This is a genomic window from Trichocoleus desertorum ATA4-8-CV12 (assembly GCA_019358975.1).
Taxonomy (GTDB): Bacteria; Cyanobacteriota; Cyanobacteriia; order FACHB-46; family FACHB-46; genus Trichocoleus; species Trichocoleus desertorum_A.
Genome location: JAHHIL010000059.1, coordinates 1 through 23,111, shown reverse-complemented (window position 1 = coordinate 23,111; position 23,111 = coordinate 1). Strand labels below are relative to the sequence as shown.

At 49.0% G+C, this 23,111-nt stretch carries 16 protein-coding genes and 1 pseudogene; 10 read left to right on the top strand and 7 right to left on the bottom strand.

The genetic code is table 11. The features are described from left to right. Positions 1-7 precede the first annotated feature (7 nt). Positions 8-847: a sulfurtransferase gene (locus tag KME12_24685; protein MBW4490974.1), complete on the top strand. Its 840-nt coding sequence runs from the start codon at positions 8-10 to the stop codon at positions 845-847. An 86-nt stretch (positions 848-933) separates the two neighbouring features. Here the strand turns inward: KME12_24685 and KME12_24680 are convergent, their stop codons facing one another. Further along, complete coding sequence (locus tag KME12_24680; protein MBW4490973.1) at positions 934-2,376, bottom strand: hypothetical protein; 1,443 nt, start codon at positions 2,374-2,376, stop codon at positions 934-936. A 334-nt stretch (positions 2,377-2,710) separates the two neighbouring features. On the opposite strand from KME12_24680, the gene KME12_24675 reads away from it, so the two are divergent. Then, on the top strand, positions 2,711-4,633 hold the full coding sequence (locus tag KME12_24675; protein ID MBW4490972.1) for a FecR domain-containing protein: 1,923 nt from the start codon (positions 2,711-2,713) through the stop codon (positions 4,631-4,633). A 1-nt stretch (position 4,634) separates the two neighbouring features. On the opposite strand, the gene KME12_24670 is transcribed toward KME12_24675, so the two are convergent. Beyond that, complete coding sequence (locus tag KME12_24670; protein ID MBW4490971.1) at positions 4,635-7,064, bottom strand: CHASE2 domain-containing protein; 2,430 nt, start codon at positions 7,062-7,064, stop codon at positions 4,635-4,637. 1,032 nt (positions 7,065-8,096) lie between these two features. Here KME12_24670 and KME12_24665 point away from each other — a divergent pair. Further along, on the top strand, positions 8,097-8,621 hold the full coding sequence (locus tag KME12_24665; GenBank protein MBW4490970.1) for an NYN domain-containing protein: 525 nt from the start codon (positions 8,097-8,099) through the stop codon (positions 8,619-8,621). A 17-nt stretch (positions 8,622-8,638) separates the two neighbouring features. Here KME12_24665 and KME12_24660 read toward each other — a convergent pair whose 3' ends face one another. Next, positions 8,639-8,815 carry a hypothetical protein gene (locus KME12_24660; protein MBW4490969.1) on the bottom strand — a complete coding sequence of 59 codons (177 nt, stop codon included), beginning with the start codon at positions 8,813-8,815 and terminating at the stop codon, positions 8,639-8,641. A gap of 426 nt (positions 8,816-9,241) precedes the next feature. Between KME12_24660 and KME12_24655 the strand changes: the two genes are divergently transcribed. The 3 genes from KME12_24655 (at position 9,242) to KME12_24645 (ending at position 12,882) form a co-directional block, all read left to right on the top strand. Continuing rightward, positions 9,242-10,858: a 2-isopropylmalate synthase gene (locus tag KME12_24655; protein ID MBW4490968.1), complete on the top strand. Its 1,617-nt coding sequence runs from the start codon at positions 9,242-9,244 to the stop codon at positions 10,856-10,858. 382 nt (positions 10,859-11,240) lie between these two features. After that, entirely contained in the window at positions 11,241-12,041 is an 801-nt protein-coding gene (locus KME12_24650; protein MBW4490967.1) for a class I SAM-dependent methyltransferase, read from the top strand. Position 12,042: 1 nt separating this feature from the next. Next, positions 12,043-12,882 carry a carbohydrate ABC transporter permease gene (locus tag KME12_24645; protein MBW4490966.1) on the top strand — a complete coding sequence of 280 codons (840 nt, stop codon included), beginning with the start codon at positions 12,043-12,045 and terminating at the stop codon, positions 12,880-12,882. A gap of 120 nt (positions 12,883-13,002) precedes the next feature. On the opposite strand, the gene KME12_24640 is transcribed toward KME12_24645, so the two are convergent. From KME12_24640 to KME12_24630, 3 genes are all read right to left on the bottom strand, one after another. Next, positions 13,003-15,294, bottom strand: coding sequence for an HDIG domain-containing protein (locus tag KME12_24640; protein MBW4490965.1), 2,292 nt, complete (start codon positions 15,292-15,294; stop codon positions 13,003-13,005). A gap of 429 nt (positions 15,295-15,723) precedes the next feature. Then, positions 15,724-16,824, bottom strand: a complete 1,101-nt coding sequence (locus KME12_24635) for an ADP-ribosylglycohydrolase family protein (protein ID MBW4490964.1) — start codon at positions 16,822-16,824, stop codon at positions 15,724-15,726. A 200-nt stretch (positions 16,825-17,024) separates the two neighbouring features. Next, a complete protein-coding gene (locus KME12_24630; GenBank protein ID MBW4490963.1) occupies positions 17,025-17,864 on the bottom strand; it encodes a photosystem II manganese-stabilizing polypeptide in 840 nt (279 codons plus the stop codon). Positions 17,865-18,340: 476 nt separating this feature from the next. On the opposite strand from KME12_24630, the pseudogene KME12_24625 reads away from it, so the two are divergent. The 4 genes and pseudogenes from KME12_24625 to KME12_24610 all read left to right on the top strand — a co-directional run bounded on the left by KME12_24625 (position 18,341) and on the right by KME12_24610 (position 22,273). Continuing rightward, positions 18,341-18,616: pseudogene (locus KME12_24625) on the top strand (hypothetical protein). Between the two features lie 588 nt (positions 18,617-19,204). Next, complete coding sequence (locus KME12_24620; GenBank protein MBW4490962.1) at positions 19,205-20,155, top strand: hypothetical protein; 951 nt, start codon at positions 19,205-19,207, stop codon at positions 20,153-20,155. 6 nt (positions 20,156-20,161) lie between these two features. Then, positions 20,162-20,611: a hypothetical protein gene (locus KME12_24615; GenBank protein ID MBW4490961.1), complete on the top strand. Its 450-nt coding sequence runs from the start codon at positions 20,162-20,164 to the stop codon at positions 20,609-20,611. A 318-nt stretch (positions 20,612-20,929) separates the two neighbouring features. Next, positions 20,930-22,273, top strand: coding sequence for a sensor histidine kinase (locus KME12_24610; GenBank protein MBW4490960.1), 1,344 nt, complete (start codon positions 20,930-20,932; stop codon positions 22,271-22,273). 9 nt (positions 22,274-22,282) lie between these two features. Here the strand turns inward: KME12_24610 and rimM are convergent, their stop codons facing one another. Next, positions 22,283-22,885: a ribosome maturation factor RimM gene (gene rimM, locus KME12_24605; protein ID MBW4490959.1), complete on the bottom strand. Its 603-nt coding sequence runs from the start codon at positions 22,883-22,885 to the stop codon at positions 22,283-22,285. Between the last annotated feature and the right edge of the window lie 226 nt (positions 22,886-23,111).

Sequence of the window (23,111 nt, the reverse complement as noted above, 5' to 3'; positions counted from 1 at the left end):
CAACTCCATGACTGTTTCCCACTCTGTTGTTTCTACTGTTTGGCTTCATGACCATCTCAACGATCCGCAAGTAGTAGTTGTGGATTGTCGCTTTGCATTGATGCAACCTGAGTTGGGGCAGCAGCAGTATCAAACTAGTCATATTCCCGGCGCTTATTATTTAGATCTGAATCGCGACTTGTCGAGTCCCTGCGGTCAACACGGTGGACGACATCCCCTCCCCGATCCAGAAGAGTTTGCCGCCAAGTTACGAGCGATCGGGGTTAATTCCGAGAGCCTAAATGGGCCAACTTTAGTCGTGGCTTATGACGACTCACGCTTAGCCTTTGCCTCTCGCCTTTGGTGGCTACTGCGCTACTTCGGGCACAGCGATGTTGCGGTATTGGATGGTGGTTTTACAGCTTGGCAAGCGGCAGGCTATCCCATCACTGCGGAGGTGCCAACACCTCAAACAGGCAACTTTGCCCCACAGCCGCAGCCTGAGCAATTGGTTGATATTAATGTCGTCAAAGCTTGTAAAGATATTCCAAATGTGATTTTGGTGGATTCGCGCGAAGGCGAGCGCTACCGAGGGGAACGCGAACCGATTGACCCAGTGGCGGGCCATATTCCCGGTGCGGTGAATTATCCCTGGCAAGAAGTCACCAACGAACAAGGCTATTTACGACCGACTATAGAGCAGCGCGATCGCTGGACTGAAGTAGCTTCAGCCGAAGAAATTTTGGTTTACTGCGGCTCTGGTGTGACAGCCTGCGTCAATTTACTGTCGCTAGAACTGGCAGGCATTGATAAAGGCAAGCTCTACGCTGGCAGTTGGAGCGATTGGTGTTCTTATTTGAAAGGATGAAGTAGGAAGGATGAGGGATGAAGCAGAAAGGATGTACGCTTTTGGCGTTCCCGAAGCTAGGATGAACGTGTTTCTGCGGGGTCGAGTTAGAACAAAGGTAAATTGACGGACAAGCTGACGCCCACAATAGAGCTGTCAAAATTTATATTACGGTTAGAAGAGTTGCCAAAGCCAAAGCCTCCGAATACGGTAATGCGGCTGTTACGCGACCAGTCATAGCTCAGACGTGCCAGCAGTTGGTGATAGTTATCTTCTCGTCCCTGCTCCGTAAAGCTCGATAGTACGTACTGATAGTCCACCCCTGTCTGCACTTTAACCGTCGGGTTGTAATTCAGAGATGCCCCTAATGTATTGATGACTCGGCTACGATCGCTTGGGTCGGCAAAGCTATAGCGTAGTTGGTAGAAGCTATCGAGTGTTACGGCGCGGCCAAGCGAGTCCCGACGGCCCAAGCCCAGACGAATCGAGTTGTCATTTAAGAAGCGATCGCCTCCCCCCGCCGTAAATAGCTGTTGATTGCTCAGGCCCACTTCCCCATACATTTTGGGAGTGAGCTGTTGATAAATAGAAGCTCCAATTCGTAACTCGTTATAGTCGAAGTCATCCTGGGTGGCATACTTAATCAAATTGCCGTTGATAGAGCCAATAAAGTAAGTTTTTGGCCCAATTGCTGGGGCTGCCCACAAGCTGAGCCCAGTCCGTATCAAGCTGTCGTTGATTGGCTCAACCCCCGAAAAAATATTATTGCTCTGGAAAAAATCAACTCGACCTTGCAAGTAGACCGTTGGCTGAGAGCGACTAGCCTGTACAGGTTGCTGCCGTATTCGGAGCGTACCCAGTTCTGGATCAAGCTGTTCTTCGCGACTTTCTAAGGATTCTTGTAAACGTAAATTGCCTAGTTCTGGGTCGGTAGCTTGTTGGCTTGTCTCCAAGCTGGGCGGACTCGATTCACTGGCAGAGGGTTCTGGAGGGACTGCTGAGTTTGCTGGCGGTTGGCTAGTAGGTTTTTGTAGGCGTAAGTTGCCAAGCTCTGGATCTACCAAAATTTGCTCTAGGCTACGTTCTGGCTGTAATTGCAGCTCCACCTCAGAGGGTGGCTCATCTAGCTCAGTCAGTTGAGAGAGCTGGATTGCATTCGGGGGAGCAACCCGAGCTTGATTAACAAAAGCCTGACTGACTAACGCCTGATGACTGAGAGATGGGGCGTTAGTCAGCTCTGACCACAAAATCTCAGTTTCAACCGTCGGTCTGCTCAAGCTTACATCCAAGGATACAGAATCCTGCGCAGAGCCTAAGCTAGTATCGGTCTGTGCCAACTGCGGATGCTGCAAAATAACTGGATTAACTGTTGGTTTCAATGAGGGTTCCGGAATTTCGGCTGTAGCTGCGGTAGCACAAGTTGCACTACCAGAAATGCCAATCCATAGGCTCAGAACCTGCCAGAGCCTGAAGCGTTTTTGATTAAACAAGTGTTGATGAACTCGCACATTAGATACCGTATATTTACTGGGAAGGCAATCAGAACCCATCGTAGAAGCAATTCTCCATTTGTTGGTATGGTGGTATGAGAGATTGAAGTCAGGGTCTTCAGCTCAAAATCTTTTAAATTTTTTGTTTCAGGGAACTACCACAGCCCATTGCCCGTCGCCTGAATGGATCAGTTAATTCATCCTTAAGTTTAAGAATGAGTTAGGAAAGTAGACGCAATCCGGTTGATTTGTTCATCCTGGTTAGTAAAGAACGGACGAAGATTTTCGTCAATAGATTCAAACCTAGAAGCACACGTATATTTACTTCCGGGAATATACGGAAACCAGAAAATTTACATATGAAATTTTGATGTTGCACCGCCAGGAACTGCTTATGTCTCGAAAATTAGCTCTGTTCCTTGCTCTGATGCTGTCGGGTGTGAGTATTGGGGGCTTAGCACAACCTGCTGACGCCCAAACTCCTCTAACCCGTGCTGTCATTCAGGCACTTCGTAATCGTGTGCGCTTAATGCAAAAGAACCGACCCGTACGGTCTGCTCAGGTTTCTGACGCGATCGCTCCTGGTGATGCATTATCAACAGCCCGTGCTTCTCTAGCAGAGTTGCGCTTTAATGACGGTTCTTTGGCTCGTGTAGGTGAGCAAGCCGTTTTTCGTTTCGTACCCAATGCGCGGACATTCCAGCTCTCCAATGGTACGATGCTGCTTCTCATTCCACCGGGGCGTGGCCCCACAGGGGTTCGAACTCCTAACGCGGCTGCGGGAATTAAGGGGTCAGCCTTGTTTGTGAGGTATATTCCTGACACTGACACTACCCTAGTGGGGGCACTGACCAACAACCCCCAGGGACCTATGGTGATCTACAACCGGGATGGTTCCCAAAGCCAGGGCTTACGAGCTGGACAGCTAGCAGTTGTGGTCAAGAACCGGATTGAAAATGTCTATGACTTTGACCTCAACACCTTTTATGAAACCAGTGATCTGGTTAAAGGGCTGAATCTAACCCAAAAAGATTCTACGACTCCCTCTGATGAGGCGATCGCGGCAGTTCGAGCTGAGACAGTGGAAGCTTTGCAGGATCAGTCTCCTTTTAAGGAAGCAAATGTAGTTGAAAACCCAGCGTTTGTTCGCTTACCCTCTGACTTAGCCGACTTCCCCGCTAACAACCTCGACAGAGTTTTCAATCCGGTAGATGTGCGTCAAGTTGTAGAAGCAGGGGAAGTCCAGTCTGAACAAACGGCAGTTTCTTCGGAGGAGAACGAGAGTTCTGCTGGCGAGATGCCTGTCACTGGGGTTACACCACCTGTTACTCAACCAGCTTCTGGGCCAGCCACCGCTGCTCAAGGTCAACCCTCCCCTGCTCAAGGTCAACCCTCCAGTGGGCCAACTGTTAGTCCACTTTCTCCGCCCGCTCCAGAAACTTCTATCCCCACTGCACCAGGAGTTCCAGCACCGCCGTCTAACCCTTCTCAACCCACTGTACCCGCAACTCCTGTAGTGCCTCCGGCGGCTCAAGATCCAGGAAGGTCTCCTGCTCCTGCTCCTGCTCCTCAGCCTCCTGTTGCCCCCGTTGTCACTCAACCCGCTGTACCTGCAACTCCTGTAGTGCCTCCGGCGGCTCAAGATCCAGGAAGGTCTCCTGCTCCTGCTCCTGCTCCTCAGCCTCCTGTTGCCCCCGTTGTCACTCAACCCGCTGTACCTGCAACTCCTGTAGTGCCTCCGGCGGCTCAAGATCCAGGAAGGTCTCCTGCTCCTGCTCCTGCTCCTCAGCCTCCTGTTGCCCCCGTTGTCACTCAACCCACTGTACCTGCAACTCCTGTAGTGCCTCCGGCAGCTCAAGATCCAGGAAGGCCTCCTTCTCCTCAACCACCAACCCAGAATCCGGGTCCACCTATAATGATTGAGCCTTTGCCAGGTGGCTCAGTTGTACCCATTGATCCAACTTTACCAGCGACTCCCCCGACCAATCCTGGCCCCAGTAATCCACCTGGGCCTCCAGTGACAGATGGACCTCCAGTCCCTCCAGCCCCTCCAGTTACCGATCCCCCAGTGACAGATGGACCTCCAGTCCCTCCAGGTCCTCCAGTGACAGATGTGCCTCCAGTCCCTCCAGGTCCTCCAGTGACAGATGTGCCTCCAGGTCCTCCAGTGACAGATGTGCCTTCAGTTACCGATCAACCACCTAACGGTGGCCCAGCAAACGGAGGTAACTTCCCTGGTGGTGGTGCAACCGAGGGTAACTTCCCTGGTGGAGCCAATGGTGGGAATTTCCCGGGTCGAGGCCCAATAAACAGGTAAATTAGTTGTCCGCGGGGTTGTTTAGCTCCGTGGATTCTGTTTCCGCTTCCACGGTGTTGGGCCAAGCAACCGTAGAAAATGCTGCATCTGTCGGTGCTAATGTATCGCTAGAGAGATCGATATCAGCGGCTAAGTGAGAAAGCTCAGCTCCACTTAATGGAGCACCACCAGTCGAGCTATGGGTGGTAAGTTTTTGAAGTGCTTCTAAGACTTCTGTTACGGACTGATAGCGCTGTTTGAAGTGATATCGCACTAGGTTACTCAAAATAGTTGCCAGTTCGTGGCTAACTTCAGTTCTATGCCGCCATAGCACTTCTCCGGTTTCCTGGTTTTCCTTCAGTTGGCTAGGAGGAATTCCTGTTAGGGCTTGAATGGCTGTGATTCCTAGGGCATACAAATCACTATTGCAGCGTGGGCTACCAGCATACTGCTCATTAGGCATATACCCTTGTGTGCCAATGCCGACAGTGAGGCTGGTTTGTTTGTCGTCGTCGGCCAGTTGAGGAATTTCTTTCACAGCTCCAAAGTCAATCAGAACTAACTTGCCGTCTGACTGCCGTCGAATAATGTTGCTAGGCTTGATGTCTCTATGAATCACTCCTTGACTATGGACAAAATCGAGAACTTGCAACAAATCTTTGAGTAGCTCAATGACTTGGGCTTCTGGTAGTTGCCGACCCAGAGTTAGTTCATGGCTTAAAGGACGACCTGGAACAAATTCTTGAACCAGGTAAAATTCTTCGTTGTCCTCAAAGTAGGCGAGGAGTTGCGGAATTTGGTCGTGCTTGCCCAGTCGCTCTAGGGTTTCTGCTTCTCGTTGAAATAGTTTCCTGGCGAGTTGTAGAAGATTAAGGTTATTACTCACAGTTTTCAGCCGCTTCACCACACACTGAGGGTGACCGGGACGTTGAGTATCCTGAGCAATGTAGGTTTCGCCAAAGCCCCCAGACCCTAAAACTCTTACAACCACATAACGACCACCCAGCTTGGTGCCTATAATGGCTCGTTCTCGCTCTTGCAGGATGTCTTGCAAATCATCTTGGTGACTTTGGCTGATAATTTCTTGGACGAGAGGTGATGCGGCATAGCTTCTGAGGGCATGCCGTAGGCGTAGCTTCTTGAAGTGCTCAATAGTAGAGCGAGAAAATGCGTGGGACAGTCCACTTAGCGCGATCGCGGTGACGGGTAATGCGGTTGGTAAAATTAGCCCACCAGAAGAAAAGATGAGATAACTAGCGCCTCCCCAAGCCAACGGAGTGCCAATGATCAGCAGCCAACGCAGCCAAGGTCGCTTAGGGTAGCTCAATAGCAAACCCACACCCAGGACGCCTACTAAGCACAAGATCCCTTGTAAAGAGCGATTGGGAATAGCCTCTGCGATCGCCCGATCTTCCATTAAAGTCGCGATCGCATTCGCATGAATTTCCACCCCTGGCATGGCTTGAGAGTGTAACCAGTTAGCAGAAAAGGGCGTTGGCAAGAAATCTTGCAAGATGGTCGCTGTTGAGCCAATCAGCACGATCTTATTTTTGAACGAAAAATCTTGACCTGGTTTCAGGTAGTTATTCCAGTAAGTTGGGTCAAGCACATGCCAAAAGGGAATCTGCTTGAAGGTGCCTGCGGGACCATAGAAGAAAATATGATCCCCCTGGGAACCACCAAATTTGACTTGGGCTGCCTTGAGCGTCGCCTCAGCGAAATCCGGAATATTTTGCGGCAATCCGCTACCAAAGTCAGGTTCTTGCGATAAGAGCCGTGAGAACTGATTGCCTAAACGATGTACCTTGCCATTGGGTTCTATTAAGAAATTAATGGAACCGACCGAGAGGGGGTTGGTGCGGAAAGGCGGATAGAGAGGACTCAATTGGGCAGTAATGCCTTGATCGTTAATGATGTCCTCATACTTGACCGCTAGAGTAACGCGACCTGGATAGCGTTGTAAGCTCTGGCGCAGTTGCTCGTCGTCTGCGATACCATAACTGCTCGGTGTTGAAAATTCAATATCTAAAGCGACAGAGCGGGCTCCAGCAGCCATTAGCTTGTCAATAACTTCAGCATAGGCAGATCGCTTCCAGGGCCAAGTCTGTAGGGCTTCGAGAGACTTATATTTCTCTGGGTCGGCTTGGTAGAACTGACCTTGAGACATCGATTCATCATCGATCGCCAGAATTACAATGTCACTTGGTGCCGCAACAGGGCCACGCAGCTCAAAAAAGAGTGTCTGCGCTTGCCGCTCCATGATTTGACCAAGCGGAATATTCGTGGCAGTCGCGATCGCTGCTGCTGCTGCCCAAACCCCTGTCAGGATATGCCCCAAGTTAGGGAGATTCAAAAAACGCTTTGCAGGCTTCGTTAGCTTTTCAGTGACTAAGGGCCGAACTGTAGTGGCGATATTTTTCTGCAAAGACAGCAGAGTTTGATCTTTTGGCATGGCTTGTCTCAGTGATTTAGCTGGTGTCACCCAGAGACTGATGGCATTGTCACTCGTCTAAAAGGCAGTGATTGGAGTTCTTTTCCGAAGGGACTAACAACACTCACAATACTTAGAAAAAGTATTTAGAAGCTGTGAGATCTGCTGCACCTTGACGATGTACTTTTCCACCTAACTTAGCAAACCCTGATTAATAGTACAGGCTATCTTTATTTGACGCACTCCCACGGCTAAAGCACGTGGGATTCAGCGATACTGGCGAACAATGCGAGGCCAACCCCGTCTGACTTGCTCTCTCACTCTAGACAACGCCCTGCCTAGTTGGACTGCTCCAAACAACCAGAATTGGTTTTCTCTCTTTAGGACTGACAGACAATGCGACGCACACGCTCCGCGAACACCGCCTTATATCCCACGGCTAAAGCGTGTGGGCTTTACGGCGATTTCTGTAATACTGTGCCTATAGAGCAGTGATTCTCTTGCTTGTTTTACAGGGTTCGACGAAAGCCTAGAATTCTAGTACAAATAGGTAATGTCAGCAGAACTGGCTGTAGGGCTAGAAATAGGTAACACATCTGAACCTAAGACTGTGAGTGAGTACCTGATGGTTCCCAGAGATACGTTATAGAGATTAGGTTTCTATAATGATTGCAGTCTTGGTAGACTTAGTTCCCTAAAAAGCTGAAATTTTTATATAAACCCACCTCTATGTAGATGAGCTCGTAACAACCTATAGAGTTATAGTCTGTACACTTACATTAAATAACCTACAAGTCGAAATTATGCACCCTCATAAACATACTTTAGAATGGCTAAACTTTATCTCGTTTGGTAGAGGTAGAGTCAATAGGCAATAGCCACTAATAGAGAACTGACTAGATATAAATTGTGTAGGCAACTAAGCCTCCATCCACAAATAAACGCTCTAATGTGGGCTCACTACAATTGCCTAGTAGTCAACCTATATAGACAAGTAGACATAGTCCGTAATTTCCAAATTAATTCTCTAATTTTTATTAGGTCTAAGCTTCTATGCCTTGTTCAATGAACCGTCTGTCTATTTTTGTAGACGGGAACAATATGTTCTATGCTCAACAAAAAAATGGTTGGTTTTTTGATCCAAGACGTGTCCTGGAACATTTTACAAATGATCCGGATATTGTGTTGGTCAATGCCTTTTGGTACACCGGGATTAAAGATCCCCAAGACCAACGCGGTTTTCGCGATGCTCTGATTAGTTTAGGTTATACAGTCCGTACCAAAATTCTCAAAGAGTATTATGACGACAATTCGGGTCGTTACTCGCAGAAAGCCAATCTAGATATAGAGATTGTGATTGATATGTTCAATACCGTTGAGCAGTACGATCGCGTCGTGTTGTTTAGTGGGGATGGGGACTTCGAGCGAGCGATCGAACTACTTCGCTCCAAGAGCACTCATATCACAGTGGTCTCTACAGAAGGCATGATTGCCCGCGAACTCCGCAACGCCACCGATCGCTATATCGACCTCAATGATATTCGGCCCAAAATTGAAAAATTCGATTCTCAGTTCTAAAAGTTGTACCTTAAACGTCAACTGGGCTCCTTAGCTAGGGATGGAAGCCCCGCGCTGTAACCGTCAGGGTCAGCGTCGGGATAGGGAGTCCGGCGATGAGGAGTCTCACCCCGAACGATGCCACAGGCGGGTGGAGTGGGTGAGCGACGAATCGCCAATCTATGGAGCCAACAAAAGGCTTGAAGTCTTTTCATGACAAGGATTTCAGGGTATAATGCAGATGGTTTGACAACCCACCTGACCGCATCGAACAGATAGGCAAACTTCAAAGTAGAGGTTCGACTCTTGCCGCAGACAGATCGGTAGCTCAGGGAAGCTGTTTTCTCCAACTGGTCGCCATTGCGTAAATCCAAGAGAAACAAAAGCAAAAGTTATCAACCTGCGGAAGGCGGGTTGCTGCCTGGGTGAGAGGCGACTATCACGGGAGTCAGTGGGATGTGCTGTTAATACAGGCATGACCAAAACCTCCAGAAGCTGCGTCAGACCAATACTTTGCTTGCAAGGTGGAGGCAGCGGCTGTTGAAACAGGAAGCCCGTGCTGTATTGCGTAGCAATCAGCGTCGGGTACTTCACAATAAGAAAAGTGTTGTCCACTTGCACTCAAGTTGGCTAAATCTGCTATGAAAATTCAACCCCAACCAGACCGGATTATCATTTTCGATACGACCTTGCGTGATGGTGAGCAGTCGCCCGGTGCCACGCTGAACGTGGATGAGAAGCTGACCATCGCCCGACAACTGGCTCGTCTGGGAGTTGATGTCATTGAAGCAGGATTTCCTTTTGCCAGCCCTGGAGACTTTGAAGCTGTCCAAAAAATTGCTCAAACCGTAGGGACGGAACAAGGCCCGGTAATTTGTGGTTTGGCTAGAGCGACTCGTCAAGATATTCAGACCGCAGCAGAAGCTCTCAAACCAGCAGCTCATGGTCGGATTCACACTTTTATTGCCACCTCAGATATTCACCTCAAGCACAAGCTGAAGAAGTCCCGCTCTGAAGTGCTGGCGATCGCCGAAGAGATGGTCGCCTACGCCAAATCTTTAATCGATGATGTGGAGTTCTCGCCTGAGGATGCGGGTCGCTCCGATCCAGAGTTTCTTTATCAAGTGCTAGAGCGGGCGATCGCGGCGGGTGCCACCACCATTAATATTCCCGATACCGTGGGTTACACCGTACCCAGCGAATTTGGCGCTTTGATTCGTGGCATTAAAGAAAATGTCCCCAACATCGACCAAGCCATCATTTCGGTACATGGTCACAACGACCTCGGCTTAGCCGTCGCCAACTTCCTAGAATCCGTAAAACATGGAGCCCGCCAGCTAGAATGCACCATCAACGGCATTGGCGAACGGGCTGGCAATGCCGCTTTAGAAGAACTGGTGATGGCGTTGCATGTGCGGCGGCAGTACTTTAACCCCTTCCTCGGTCGTCCCGCGGAATCAGAAGCGTCCTTGACCAATATCGATACGCGCCAGATCTACAAAACCTCCCGCTTGGTTTCTAACTTGACTGGCATGTTGGTGCAGCCCAACAAAGCGATCGTCGGGGCCAACGCCTTTGCTCATGAATCTGGCATCCACCAAGATGGTGTGCTGAAGAACAAGCTCACCTACGAAATCATGGATGCCCAATCGATTGGGCTAACCGACAACCAAATCGTCTTAGGCAAGCACTCAGGCCGCAACGCCTTCCGCACCCGCTTAAAAGAATTAGGCTTCGAGCTGTCAGATCAAGAACTGAATAAAGCCTTTATTCGCTTCAAAGAATTGGCAGATAAGAAGAAAGAAATCTCCGATTGGGATTTGGAAGCCATCGTCAACGACGAAATCCAGCAGGCTCCCGAACTATTCCGTCTAGAACTCGTGCAAGTCTCCTGTGGCGATCGCGCCCGCCCCACCGCTACCGTTAGCCTCCGCACTCCTGAAGGCGAAGAACTCACCGATGCCGCGATCGGTACTGGCCCAGTTGACGCTGTGTACCGAGCCATCAACCGCGTCGTCAACGTCCCTAACGAACTGATTGAGTTCTCAGTCCAATCTGTCACTGCTGGCATTGATGCGATCGGAGAAGTCACCATTCGCTTACGGCATGGCGATCGCGTCTTCTCCGGTCGAGCTGCCAACACCGACATCATCGTGGCCTCCGCCCAAGCTTACGTCAATGCCCTCAACCGTCTCTACGCCGCCATTAGCGCCCCCGCTAATCTCCCTCACGCTGAGAGAATTGGCGCAGAAGTGTAGGAGGGAGGAAGGATGAGGGATGAAGGATGAAAAGAGAGGAGTGCTGGGTGCTGAGAAGTGAGGAGAGAGCGGTGAGGAGTTAGGAGTCAGGAGCCAGAAGTTAGTAAGTAAAAGCCAAAAGCTAGCAGTGACTTGCTAACCGCCGAATCCATTCCAGCCCCAGCCCTAGACTCGAAACACTCATACCTAAACTCGTCTGGAGGGGGTCTGGGGGACGCAGCCGTCCCTCAGCGGGAGTTTGAGGGCAGGTGCCCTCAAGTCTTGGTTACTCGGTGCCAAAATCCTCAAACACATCCTCAAACGCACCAGGCAGCACCACTAAAAGATTGCCGCAACAATCTCCAACTTGGCATAATGCTGACATTCCAGTCAGTACACCACAATGCAAGACGACCTCCTCAAGCGCGAACGTGAGTTTCACGACCTGTGGGCTGCGGCCATCGACATCGAAGGGATTCAAGTTCGAGATTATTTTGAAGCCTGCACCGCTCCAGAGAACCGCTTCATCCTCAAGCACTTAGGAGATGTCAAAGGAAAATATCTGCTCGACTTGGGCTGTGGCGCAGGAGAAAATAGCGTTTATTTTGCCACCAAAGGAGCACGTTGTGTCGCCGCCGATTACTCCCCAGGCATGGTAGAGGTAGCGCTGAAGCTAGCAGCAACCAACCATGTTGCAGTAGAAGGTCGCACCATTAATGCAATGGAAATAGAGTTTCCCGACAACACCTTTGATATTGTCTACGCCTCTAATTTGCTGCACCATATTCCCCAACCCAAAACCGTAATTCGGGAGATGTATCGAGTCCTAAAGCCCGGTGGTAAAGCTTGTTTTTGGGACCCCTTAAAGCACAATCCGGTGATTAACGTCTACCGCCGCATTGCCACCAAAGTACGGACTGAAGACGAAACTCCCCTAGATATTAATATTGCCAATTTTGTCCAATCTGTCTTTACAAAAACGGAATATGACACGTTTTGGCTAGCAACCCTCTGGATTTTTCTACGATTTTATTTAGTAGAGAAAGTAGATCCTAATAAAGAGCGATATTGGAAAAAAATCATCTTAGAACATGAGCGCCTGCGACCAACTTATTTGAAATTGGAGAACGTAGATCGAAGCTTGAAAAAGTTACCCCTCATGAAACGGTTTGCTTGGAATATTGCCGTAGTTGCAACTAAATAACATGAATAGTTCCAAGCGGCAGTCTTTATGGCAACGAGTTGGCATGTACAGCTTGTTAGGGGCGATCGCTCTAGTGATGCTGTTTCCGTTGATGTGGCTCGTTAGCACTTCGCTCAAGTCTCCAGCCGAGAACATCTTTCAATTTCCGCCACAACTGTGGCCCAGCCAACCGACTTGGCAAAATTTTGTTCAAGTTTGGCAAACCAATCCATTTGGTCGCTATCTATTTAACAGCACTTTAGTGGCTATTCTCACGGTCACTCTGAACTTGCTGTTCTGTTCGCTGGCAGCTTATCCATTAGCACGGCTCAATTTTCGCGGTCGAGATGTGATTTTTACGTTGGTGATCTCGACGATCATGATTCCTTTTCAAATCGTGATGATTCCGCTGTACATTTTGACCGTGCAGTTGGGGCTACGAAATACCTACTTGGGGCTCATCTTTCCCGCGATCGCCTCAGCTTTTGGGATTTTTCTATTACGGCAAGCGTTCCAGAGTGTTCCTAAAGAACTGGAAGAAGCGGCTCGGATGGATGGCTGCTCGGAGTTAGGTTTGTGGTGGCATGTGATGTTGCCCTCGGTTCGTCCGGCGCTGGTGACGTTAGCAATTTTTGTGTTTATCGGGTCTTGGAGCGATTTTCTCTGGCCTTTGATTGTGCTCGATCGCCCAGAATATTACACGTTGCCACTGGGGGTTGCGACGCTAGCAGGAACGTTTTCGCTCGATTGGCGATTGATTGCGGCGGGTTCTGTAATTTCGATCGCGCCGATTTTGCTTTTCTTTTTGGTGATGCAGCACTATATTGTGCCGACTGAGGCGGGGAGTGGGATGAAGGGGTAGGGGTTGCTGTTTTTTGTTGGTGGTTGAGAACCGAACCCTTGGGGGCGCTTGCCCCCAGACCCCCGCTGAGGGACGGTTGCGTCCCCCAGGCCCCCTCCAAAAGTGGTTTTAATTCTGGTGCTACTTGGCTGACAAGACGGCTTTGGGGTAGGCGATGCGTTGGTGGTTGAATTGTTGCCAGACTTGGACAAAGACTTCAGCGATTTGGTTCATTTCTTCGCGGCTAAGGCCAGAATCAGCTAGCTGGTTATCTTGCCAACGGGCTCGTAAGATTTTGTTGATCATGGAGAAAGCTTCTTCTGGGGTGGCGTCTTTAAGCGATCGCAGCGCGGCTTCACAGGAGTCTGCCAGCATCACAATACCCGTTTCACGAGATTGGGGCACTGGGCCGTCATAGCGGAAGTCACTCGCGTCTACTACGCGCTCCGAGCCTTGTTTCTCTTGCTGCTGGGCTTGGTGATAGAAGTAGGCGATCAACATGGTGCCTTGGTGTTCTGGAATAAAAGCTTGAATCGCTTTCGGTAAGCGGCATTTACGGGCCATGACCAACCCCGCGCTCACATGCTTTTTGATCAGCTGGGCACTTTTCCAGGGGTCATCGATCGCGTCGTGCTTATTGGGGCCGCCCATTTGGTTTTCAATGAAGCCCAGGGGGTCGTGCATTTTGCCGATGTCATGATACAAGGTGCCAGCTCGCACGAGTTCCACATTGCAGCTCAAGGCTCTAGCCGCAGCTTCGGCTAGGGTCGCGACAAAGAGTGTGTGCTGGAAAGTTCCAGGGGCATCGGAGGCTAAGCGCTTTAAGAGGGGACGATTGGGGTTAGAGAGTTCTGCTAGACGGATGGGAGTGACGAGATCAAACAAGTGTTCTAAGTAGGGACTGAGTCCTAGCGCTACTACGCTCCAAGCTACGCCTGTTAAGCCATGTAGCATAGCTCCACTGAGGACGAGATACCAGACGGGGCCAGAAGCTGCGTTTAGAATCAAGGTCAGGATCAGATAGGCAACTCCTTGAGTGAGTCCCACCATCCCGCCTAAGAGGGCCAGTTCTTCGCGCGATCGCAATCGTCCTGCAATTAACCCTCCCAATAGCCCCCCAATGGCGCTGGCTAGCCAGTAGCTCCAACTCACTTCCAATCCCAATGGCGCTATAACTGCGAGCAAGCCAACCACTGCCACACTCAAGGCAGAACCATAAAAGCTACCGACTAACAAGCCGATGGCTGGTAGGCTCGTGGAAGAAACGCCAAAAATTCCTAGCAGCGGGGCGCTTAAGGTCAAAACTAGCAGGAGGAGATGGTCTCGATGCCTGAGTCCTGGATGAAATCGCCGCTCTACCAACCAGATCACGCCAACCGCACTGCTCGTCAGGCCACCAAAGCCCAGCAAACCTAGCCAGTTAATTTCCCGACGGCTGAGACCAAAGTGATCTAGCAAGACAAAATCAGCTTGAGTAATGCCTTGGCCTTCTTGGACAATAATTTCGCCTTGCTGAATGGTCACCAGCACAGGTTTCACTTCTTGGGCGGCTTGTTCGGCGCGGAGTTTTGTTTGTTCAGGGTCACGGACCAAGTTGGGTTCCAGAACCTTGGGTAAAAGGTTAAGGGCGATCGCCATCACAGATTCGGAGGTAGCTTCCCGCATCTGCACCTTAATCGCATTCCTCAGAATGCTTTTAGGCAAGCCTGGTGAAATACCCTGAGCTAGAATTCGCGCTGTTGCTTGCCGAATCTGGGTTTGGGTCGCCTCCCAGTCAGCGTCCGATAAGTTAAATAAAGTGGCGTCGTAAAGTATTTCCGAGTCGGAGGTAGGGGTGTCTGACAGCGCCGCCAGCGCCATTGGGTAGCTCCAACGAGTCTTAGAAATTACTTCCACTAGGACAGCAAAGTCTTGAGCGGGTATGGCTTGGCGATAACTGCGTAGTTCTGCGATCGCCTGCTGTTGAGCCGCATTAAGGGGAGGGGCATCCAGCTTCAACCAGGCACTCAGCTCCGGGTCAGTGCTACTGCCTAATTCCGAGGTAGGGCTGGCAGGCGCTTCCACGGCTCCTAAAATGATTCGCCACTCCCATTCCTCAGCTTGGCGTAGATAAATTTGGGTGGGTAGGGATAGGTTGTAAGTAGGGGCAACCGGAAACGTTCCAGCCATTTGCCGCAGCTCGGTTCCGCGTTTTAGAGCCTGAGCTAAAGCCTCTTGCACCCGCTGATTGACAGCCAGATCGAGCATTAATACTGGAACTGCTCCAGTCCGTGCTTCCCGCCGCTTGTCTTCTGTGGTTTTTGGGTCTTCTACGCTGGCATTTTGGGGAGCCCGGATCGTTTGAGGAGCCGCAGTGCCAACATCTAGTTTGGGTTCGTTATAGAAGCGGTAACCAATGGTGCTTGTTAGCGAAAGCACAGCCACAATCACCATCGTGGGGGGTCTGTACTGGTGCAGGTTTTGCGATCGCAAGCCAACTGACGGAGTGGCTAAAGGCTGACGATTCCAACTCTGACTCAGGGCATGACCAAAGGTTTTACGCGATGCGTCCGCCACGTACACACGCCACCAATGGGTCCGATAGCGTTTACACAACCGCTCAGCCCGCCGCATCAACAACTGAAGCGCTCTCATAGCTATTGGGATCTACAAGCAACAGTGTGAAAAGAAATGCAGGCGAGGCGGTAAAAAATCTGTTGTGTACATGAGGTAGGTTCCATTGTTAAAGGCTGTCCAAAAAAATCGTGGCAGCACCCGCTTAGTTATTCATCCATGCTAGCTGGTCAATATCAGAGGGTAAGGGAAGGACCATCACAATTGATGTAGTGACTAATATCGTGGACGGTAAGACATGGATGGACATTAGCGGGGACGAATCACATGGGGAGCGGCGATCGCTGGGACGTGGTAGCGCTTAACTGGAAACTTTTGTGTATCATAGGTGCCCGACCAGGTAGCTAGCAAGTCGGAAGCTAATTCCATTACCTCTGCTTCAAACTCCACCACTTGCCAAAGTGATTTCAGGGTAGAGCTAGAGTTGGGGTGATCGAGGGCTAAGCGCCACTCCACAGGAATTCCAGCTAGGCTGTTGGCCGCTCCCGACATAGCACCCGTCAGAGTTGCGACTAAGGCTGGCGCCATTTGCATCTGTAGCGAGCGTAAGACTGCGAGACGCCAGTCGTTAGGGGTGGCAAGGCAACAATAAAGTGCTGCCATGATCGGTTGTAGTTCGTGAAGGGTAGGGGTGGCCTGTAGCGCTTGCTGTGGAGATTGGCATAGCTGCGATCGCGCTCGTTCCAAGCTGGCCTGCTGCTCTAGTAAAGTTTGTACTTGAGCCAATTGCTGCATCAAGATTGCCACGGAGTCTGCCTTGGCCACAGGGCGACCTAATCTCGTTTCTAAGCGAGTAATGGCCGCAATCATTTGGGGAATTGAGCGCTGGGGATGAAACTGGTTTTGCAGGGCTTGCGCGATCGCCAAACTAATCATAAAGCTTGGCAGAATTGAGCTGGGTTCAGGTGCAACTTCCTGGCTAAGCCGTTCTAGGTTCTGATAAATCTTAGCTTCATCTTCATGAAAGAACAGCGCGATCGGAAGGCTAGCGATCGCCAGCTCACTTGCCCTCAGACTTGCTCTCAGCGTTCCCAAATCAGCAGCTTTCTGAGGATTGGGTTGGCGAGGCTGCTGCCAATCTGCGAAATCCAGATCTCCTCGCCGCACTAAACTTTGAGCGCCCCGCACGACTAAGCGGCCCCATCCTGACTCAGAGATGCTGAGTTTCTCTCGAACTGAGGTAGCGGTTAACAGGTGTGACCATTGCTCCGGGCAATTCAAAGGTAGTGGAGGTGCTGTGGAGTTGAGCGGGTCTACTGGGGTGACTTGAGCCCAATACACTCCTAACAGTTCTCCGATGGCTGCGCCTACCAGTACACCTTGAAACTGGCTCAAGAGTGAGTACCGCATGCATTTTCTCCCAATTACATAGCACCCAATTGCATAGCACCCACTTATATAGCAAAAGAGGGGTGAAATACCCCTCTCATATCTATCAGTGTTAGCTCAACATTTTAGCTAGCTGCTTTTTGGGTGTCTGATAACTTGTCAAGTTATTGTCAGATAACTATCAAGTTAGTTGCAGTAGTATTGCTACTGCGATCGCCACCTTAGGCTTGACCTGGCTCCAGACGAGCGTAGAAAATACCCCGGATTTTGACTTCTAAAGGCTCACGAGAACCCATGTCAGTTTCCGAAGGTTGCTCACTTTCAAAGGTGCCAGCAATTTCGCCAGTAGTGTTGTCAATCTTAGCGACTTGGAGAGAAATCTGACCTTGACCCACATTAAAGCTCTTCACGTTTTCGCGTGTTAGTTCAGCACTATCCGCTTGAGCTGGGAGGGCAACGGCGTTGTCATACCCTGTAGCCAGACCGCGACCTTTGGGGTCTAAGAAGTTGGAGGTCCGATAGGAGGGGACTTTGAACTTACCTTCAAAGTCAGTAGAGGTGTTGATCACACCATTCAAACCAGGTTGGGTTTGAGCCACCAAGTCTTTGATAGTAAATAGGAAAGGCACCCGCTCACCACCAGCCAATTGCACGGTGATGGCTTGGAAGTCGAGACCATCTTCTTCTTTAAAGGTGAAGCTGCCATCTGAATTAGGCTGCAATGCACCATTTACAGCTTCGATGGAAGAAGTTTGGCGAGTCACTAGCTTCGCAGGCTTGAAGGACGCTTGAGAACGCTTGCTAACACTTTCTTCCTTCACAAAGAAGTCGATTGGCTGCAAGCACAAGCCGTTCAGGGTGTAAGACTTGCTAGTATCCACACTGATGGAACCACGTGAGGTCTCATCGAGTTGGGGACAAGTGTTTGCCAAACCAGTTCCTCTAATCTGCTCGTAGGTGAGTAGATCCCGGTTCACAGTAGTACTTGGCCCACTGCTACAAGCAGTCAGCACACCCAAGCACAAGGCGAGGAGTGAAACGATTAAAGCACGATACCTCATAGTCAACCTCAATACCAATGTTATAAATCCCTGCCAGGGCAATCTAAAATTTGGGCTTCAGGTACTCAAGCGAGTAGGGTGATGGCCCGCAACCAACCTGAGGCAAAACAGCCACACTTTAAAAACGCCTGCACTCTGTTTTGGGCGTGCTGCCGCAACCACCAGGGAGAATTTTGAGCCACTGCCAGGTTTAGCTGGATTCTTATGATTTCCGGAATGGTCCGGCCAAGACCTAATACAGCATTTTACACGTCCTTGGATCGCCTTTTGCTATAGGTGGCAAGCAAATTGCCTGGGTTTGTCATTGTGGGGATCGGAACAGGCAATTTTGATCGAAGCAAGCATGACTGGTTTTTTCGCCGTAAATTCTGATTCAGATTCACTTAAAGACTCTTGTAAAGTTGGGTTAACCCAATTGCTGTTGATTTAGCGCTCAGCCCAACAAGGATTACGTGGTGATGGATGACAATAATCAGATGGTGTCCGATCGGGTGAAAAATCCAAATCTGGAGTCTCAAGCGATCGCTCAAGTAGTAAGAGCCTCGGCTCAGAGTCATGAGGGTGACTGTCTTACTCTCTTAGCCCTCTTGCGGTTACTAGAGAGTTTGCACCGAGAAATTAGTGACAATTTTTTTCAAGCTTCATTACCCACCAACCGTCAAGCTCTCTATGCATTGCTGCGAGATATAGAGACTGAGGGTGGCTGGCCTTATATTCATCGGATGAAGCTACAAGCACTTTTGGCGAACTTGCCGCCAGATATTATAGGTGAGGCTCCTTCAGAAGTAGTATCTGTTGCTTCGGAGCCCGAAGCTGAACCCCAGGATTAGGTTGCACCGAACTGTTGAGTAGGTCAATCCTGGTTTTGGTTCTGGCAAGCTTTGAGTCGAGTAGTTAGTTTAAGTGTCCGAACATTGAGTGACCCACTGGGGAGGGTGAAGAATCTACAATCATTTTGCCCTCCCCAGAAGAGTTGTTTATGACTGTTGATAGAGGCTCTACTACGCTAAAGCCCTAGGGTGCGATCGCCCTATTCTCAAGTTGCCTTTGAAGTTACCTTTGCAGTTATCTTTGAGTTGAAATTAACCCGGTAGAAACTAATTGCGCTATGGAGTCTGAGAAGGTTATGGCCAGAATGGTCAAAAAAACTATTTGCTAATTATTTAGCAATGTACTTGTTCAAGAGCAATCAAAAGGTTTAAAGGTTAAATTTAGATTAATTCAAGGTTATCTTTTTCGGATTTATGACAGCAGTCCTGTCATGCAAAATAGATAATACTCAGTTGGGTGCTTGATTGAATTGAATCGCAGCTCTGTTGATGTATTGATCAATGAATGCAATGACTGAATTTCCCTTGAATCTAACAGCACCAACTTTGTCTTTGGAATCCACTATACAAGAGTTGCACCTTTATGACTTTCAGGTGGATTCTGGTTGCCTTGGCGCAGAAGTTTCTCATGTATTTGAAGCAAATCCGCTATTACCTGGTGTTCTTTTAGTTAATAGGGATGAACTGATCGGAACGATCTCGCGTCGCAAATTTCTAGAACAAATGAGCCGCCTGTATGGGGTAGAGCTATTTTCCAAACGACCTCTGAAAGTTCTATACAACTTTGCTAAAAGTGAACCCTTAATTTTGCCAAGTGATACCTCAATTGTGGCTGCGGCTCGGCAATCACTGGGGCGATCGCCAGAATTAGTCTACGAACCCGTTGTAGTGCAAATAGGGCCTTCAACCTACCGCTTGCTAGATATTCATCAACTACTAGTCGCTCAAGCCAAAATTCATGAACTGACGACTCAGCTATTACGAGAGCAAACCCAAGCCCAATTGATGCAGACCGAGAAAATGGCTAGTTTGGGCCGTATGGTTGCAGGAGTCGCCCATGAGATTTTGAACCCGGTAAATTTTATTTGGGGAAATTTAGGACATTTATCAAGATACAGTCAAGATCTAATTCAAGTCTTATTGACTTATGAGCAGGAAGCAACCGAGACCTCTGCTGAGATTAAGACACTCAAAGAAGAGATTGAATTTGAGTTTTTGCTCAAAGATTTTCCTCAAGTTATTGATAGTATGCGCATGGGGGCAGAGCGTCTCAAAAAGATTGTGACTGGTTTGCGTAGCTTTTCCTATATGGACGAAGCAAAGCTTCGACCCGCAGACATTCATGAATGTCTCGATAACACTTTGCTGATTCTGGGCAATCGTCTCAAATATGGGATTGAGATTGTGAAAGATTATGGAGATTTGCCGCTAGTAGATTGTTATCCTGGGCAACTCAGCTAAGTGTTTATGAATCTCATTAGTAATGCCATTGATGCCTTAAGTGAGAAAACAGCCAATCATGCAGCTGAGCAGAAATCAAATCGATTTTTAGGCCAGCAGAAAGTTATTTTGAACCACTGGCAACCTCAAATCAAAATCACCACAACTATTTGCACCTCTGAGGCTCAAGTATCTCCAAAGGCTGACGCTTGGATCGTGATTCAAATTGCGGATAATGGTTCGGGAATTCCAGTTGGAATCCAAACAAAAATCTTTGAAACATTTTTTACCACTAAACCCATGGGTCAGGGGACTGGTTTAGGGCTGGCGATTAGCCATCAGATCGTGACTGAAAAGCATCAAGGTCAACTAAACTTGCGATCGCAACCTGGAATTGGGACTGAGTTTGAAATTTGGCTACCGATTGTCTCTGCCCAGCCTGTGCCTGTAGCTGTAGCCCAACTTTCAGAAGGTTAGCGAGTTGCAACCAAGATGGCACTATCAGAAATTACGGACTAAATGAAAAAACTGGCAATACAGCTAAGCCTACTTTGATAATTGTGCGGACGATTCGCAATCCTACAGCACCTATATTGAAAGACGGAAGCCGACACTGCCTCAGTCAAGTTACTCTACAGACTAATCTGACTCAGCTGGTGGTTCCTTAAGGAAACTGACGAGAGCTGAAAGTTTTTGTCAGGCTGTTTCTAGTTGAGAGCTTGCTGTTTCCAAGCGACCTTCTTTAGGTGTTTAGAGAGTTGGGTGCCTGTGCTAAATCAATCCAGTCCTCATATTATGCCGCCATTTCTATCTGAAGGGAATGGATTGGCCTTGAGTGTAGAGTCATCGCTACAAGATTTACGGCTCTACAACTTTCAAGTTGACATTAGCTGTTCAGGCGCAGAACTTGCCCAGTTTTTCGAGAAGTATCCTCTGTTACCAGGCGTTATTTTGCTGGAGCAGAGTGAGTTTGTCGGCATGATATCTCGGCAGCAATTTTTAGAGTATTTGCTGCGTCCTCATGGCCTAGAGTTATTTCTGAAACAGCCTTTGAGAGTTCTCTACAGTTATGCCAGAACTCAATCTCTCGCCCTACCCGCAGATACCTTGATTGTGACGGCGGCCCAGCAAGCACTACGGCGATCGCGCGAGCTACTAGGTGAACCCATTGTGGTTTATACAGAACCAGGAACCTATCACCTGTTGAATATGCATGAATTAAATATTGCCTATTGGCAGATTCGTGGCATTGAAACTCAGGTGAGATATGAAAGGGCTCAAGTCCAAATGATTCAAACTGAAAAAATGGCTAGTTTGGGTCGCTTAGTCGATGGCATTGCCCATGAAATTTTAGATCCAGTCAGTTTTATTTGGGGGAATTTGACTCACGTTTCTAGCTATAGTCAGAACTTGCTGGAATTAATTACTGCTTACGAAACTTATTTACCAGAGGTACCTAAAGAAGTTCTTGATTTGCAAACAGATTTGGAACTAGATTATCTCAAACAAGATCTGCCTCAGACTATTGCTAGTATTCGCTCTGGTGCAGAACGGTTATCTAAGTTGGCGACCAGCCTGCAAAACTTTTGTCATATTGATGAGGTTTACCCTAAACCTGCCGATTTGCATGAGTGCCTTGATAGCATTTTACTTTTACTAAAAAGCCGTTTAACTGGGGAAATTAGCATTGTTAGAAACTATGGTCAGTTGCCTCCAGTTTCTTGTTTTGCGGGACAGCTAAGCCAAGTATTTATGAATATTTTGACGAATGCAGTCGATGCTTTAATCGATCAAGCAATTCGGCAAGAGCTAGCGATCGAATTTGGCAGTCAAGGCATTCTCGCTCCCCCCCAAAAACCCCGCATTGAAATCACCACTCAAGTCTGCCCAGCCAGATCGGTGACGGCTGCTTCTGGCACTCGCTGGGTTTCAGTGCGGATTGTGGATAATGGCTTAGGTCTCTCGCTAGAGCGGTATCAGCAGATTCTGGAGTCGTTTTCGGTTGAGAAACGAGCGGCGAAAGAAACGAGTTTGTCTATGAGCTATCAAATTGTGACTGCGAGACACGGCGGCAAGTTTGAAGTGCGATCGCAACCCGGAGTCGGGACAGAATTTGAAATTTTATTACCGTTAGTTTAGCGGCTTTACTTATTCGATCAACCCCGGTGGTGGAGTGATTTCAACCTTCCTCGCCGCTAAATCTACGACAGGTACGATCTCGTTAACAAAGGGCACTAAAACCGTGGGCTGCTTGGGGTTTTTTGGCTCCCTCAGCTTCACTTCTAGCAGATCGTTGCCAGCGGGAATCACATCGGTGACTGTGCCCAGTAGAGTTTGCGTCGCTTGATCAAACACTTCTAAACCGATCAAGTCGATGACATGAAATTCCCCTGCTTCTAATTGCGGGCGATCGCCTTCTGGAACTAGCAACTTGCAGCCTTGGAGCGCTTCAGCATGGTCGCGATCGCTGACATCGCCCAATTGCAGAACATACATCCCTTTACCATGCAAGTAGCGACCCTTTACCAATTCAATCGGTTGGGGTTCAGTGGCATTTAAAGGCAAGAGCCAACGGGTTCCTGGTTGCTCAAAGCGCTCTGGGAAGTCAGAATTCGGGTAAACTCGCACCTCGCCTTTTAAGCCCTGCGCGGACACAATTTTGCCGATTTCTAGCCAACCTTCAGGCACGACCGCTGAGTTTAGGGCAGGAGAATTTGTCGGGGGAGTTTTGGTTTTGCGGCTCTCAGACATCTTTTTCTCACGGATCATAAGTACCTCACGGGAGTTTGGAAACCGAGCGTCTTTAGACCTCGGAAGAAAAACGACGCGGGTACTTTAGTGCCCGTTATGCCTGGATGAGTTATAATACACCCATGACTCAATCCCTGTCTGTCAAATGCAAGCTGATAGTGCCCGTAGAGTTGAGGTTGGAAATCGACCAAACTTTGCAGGGGTTTGCGGATGCTTGCAATCAGAT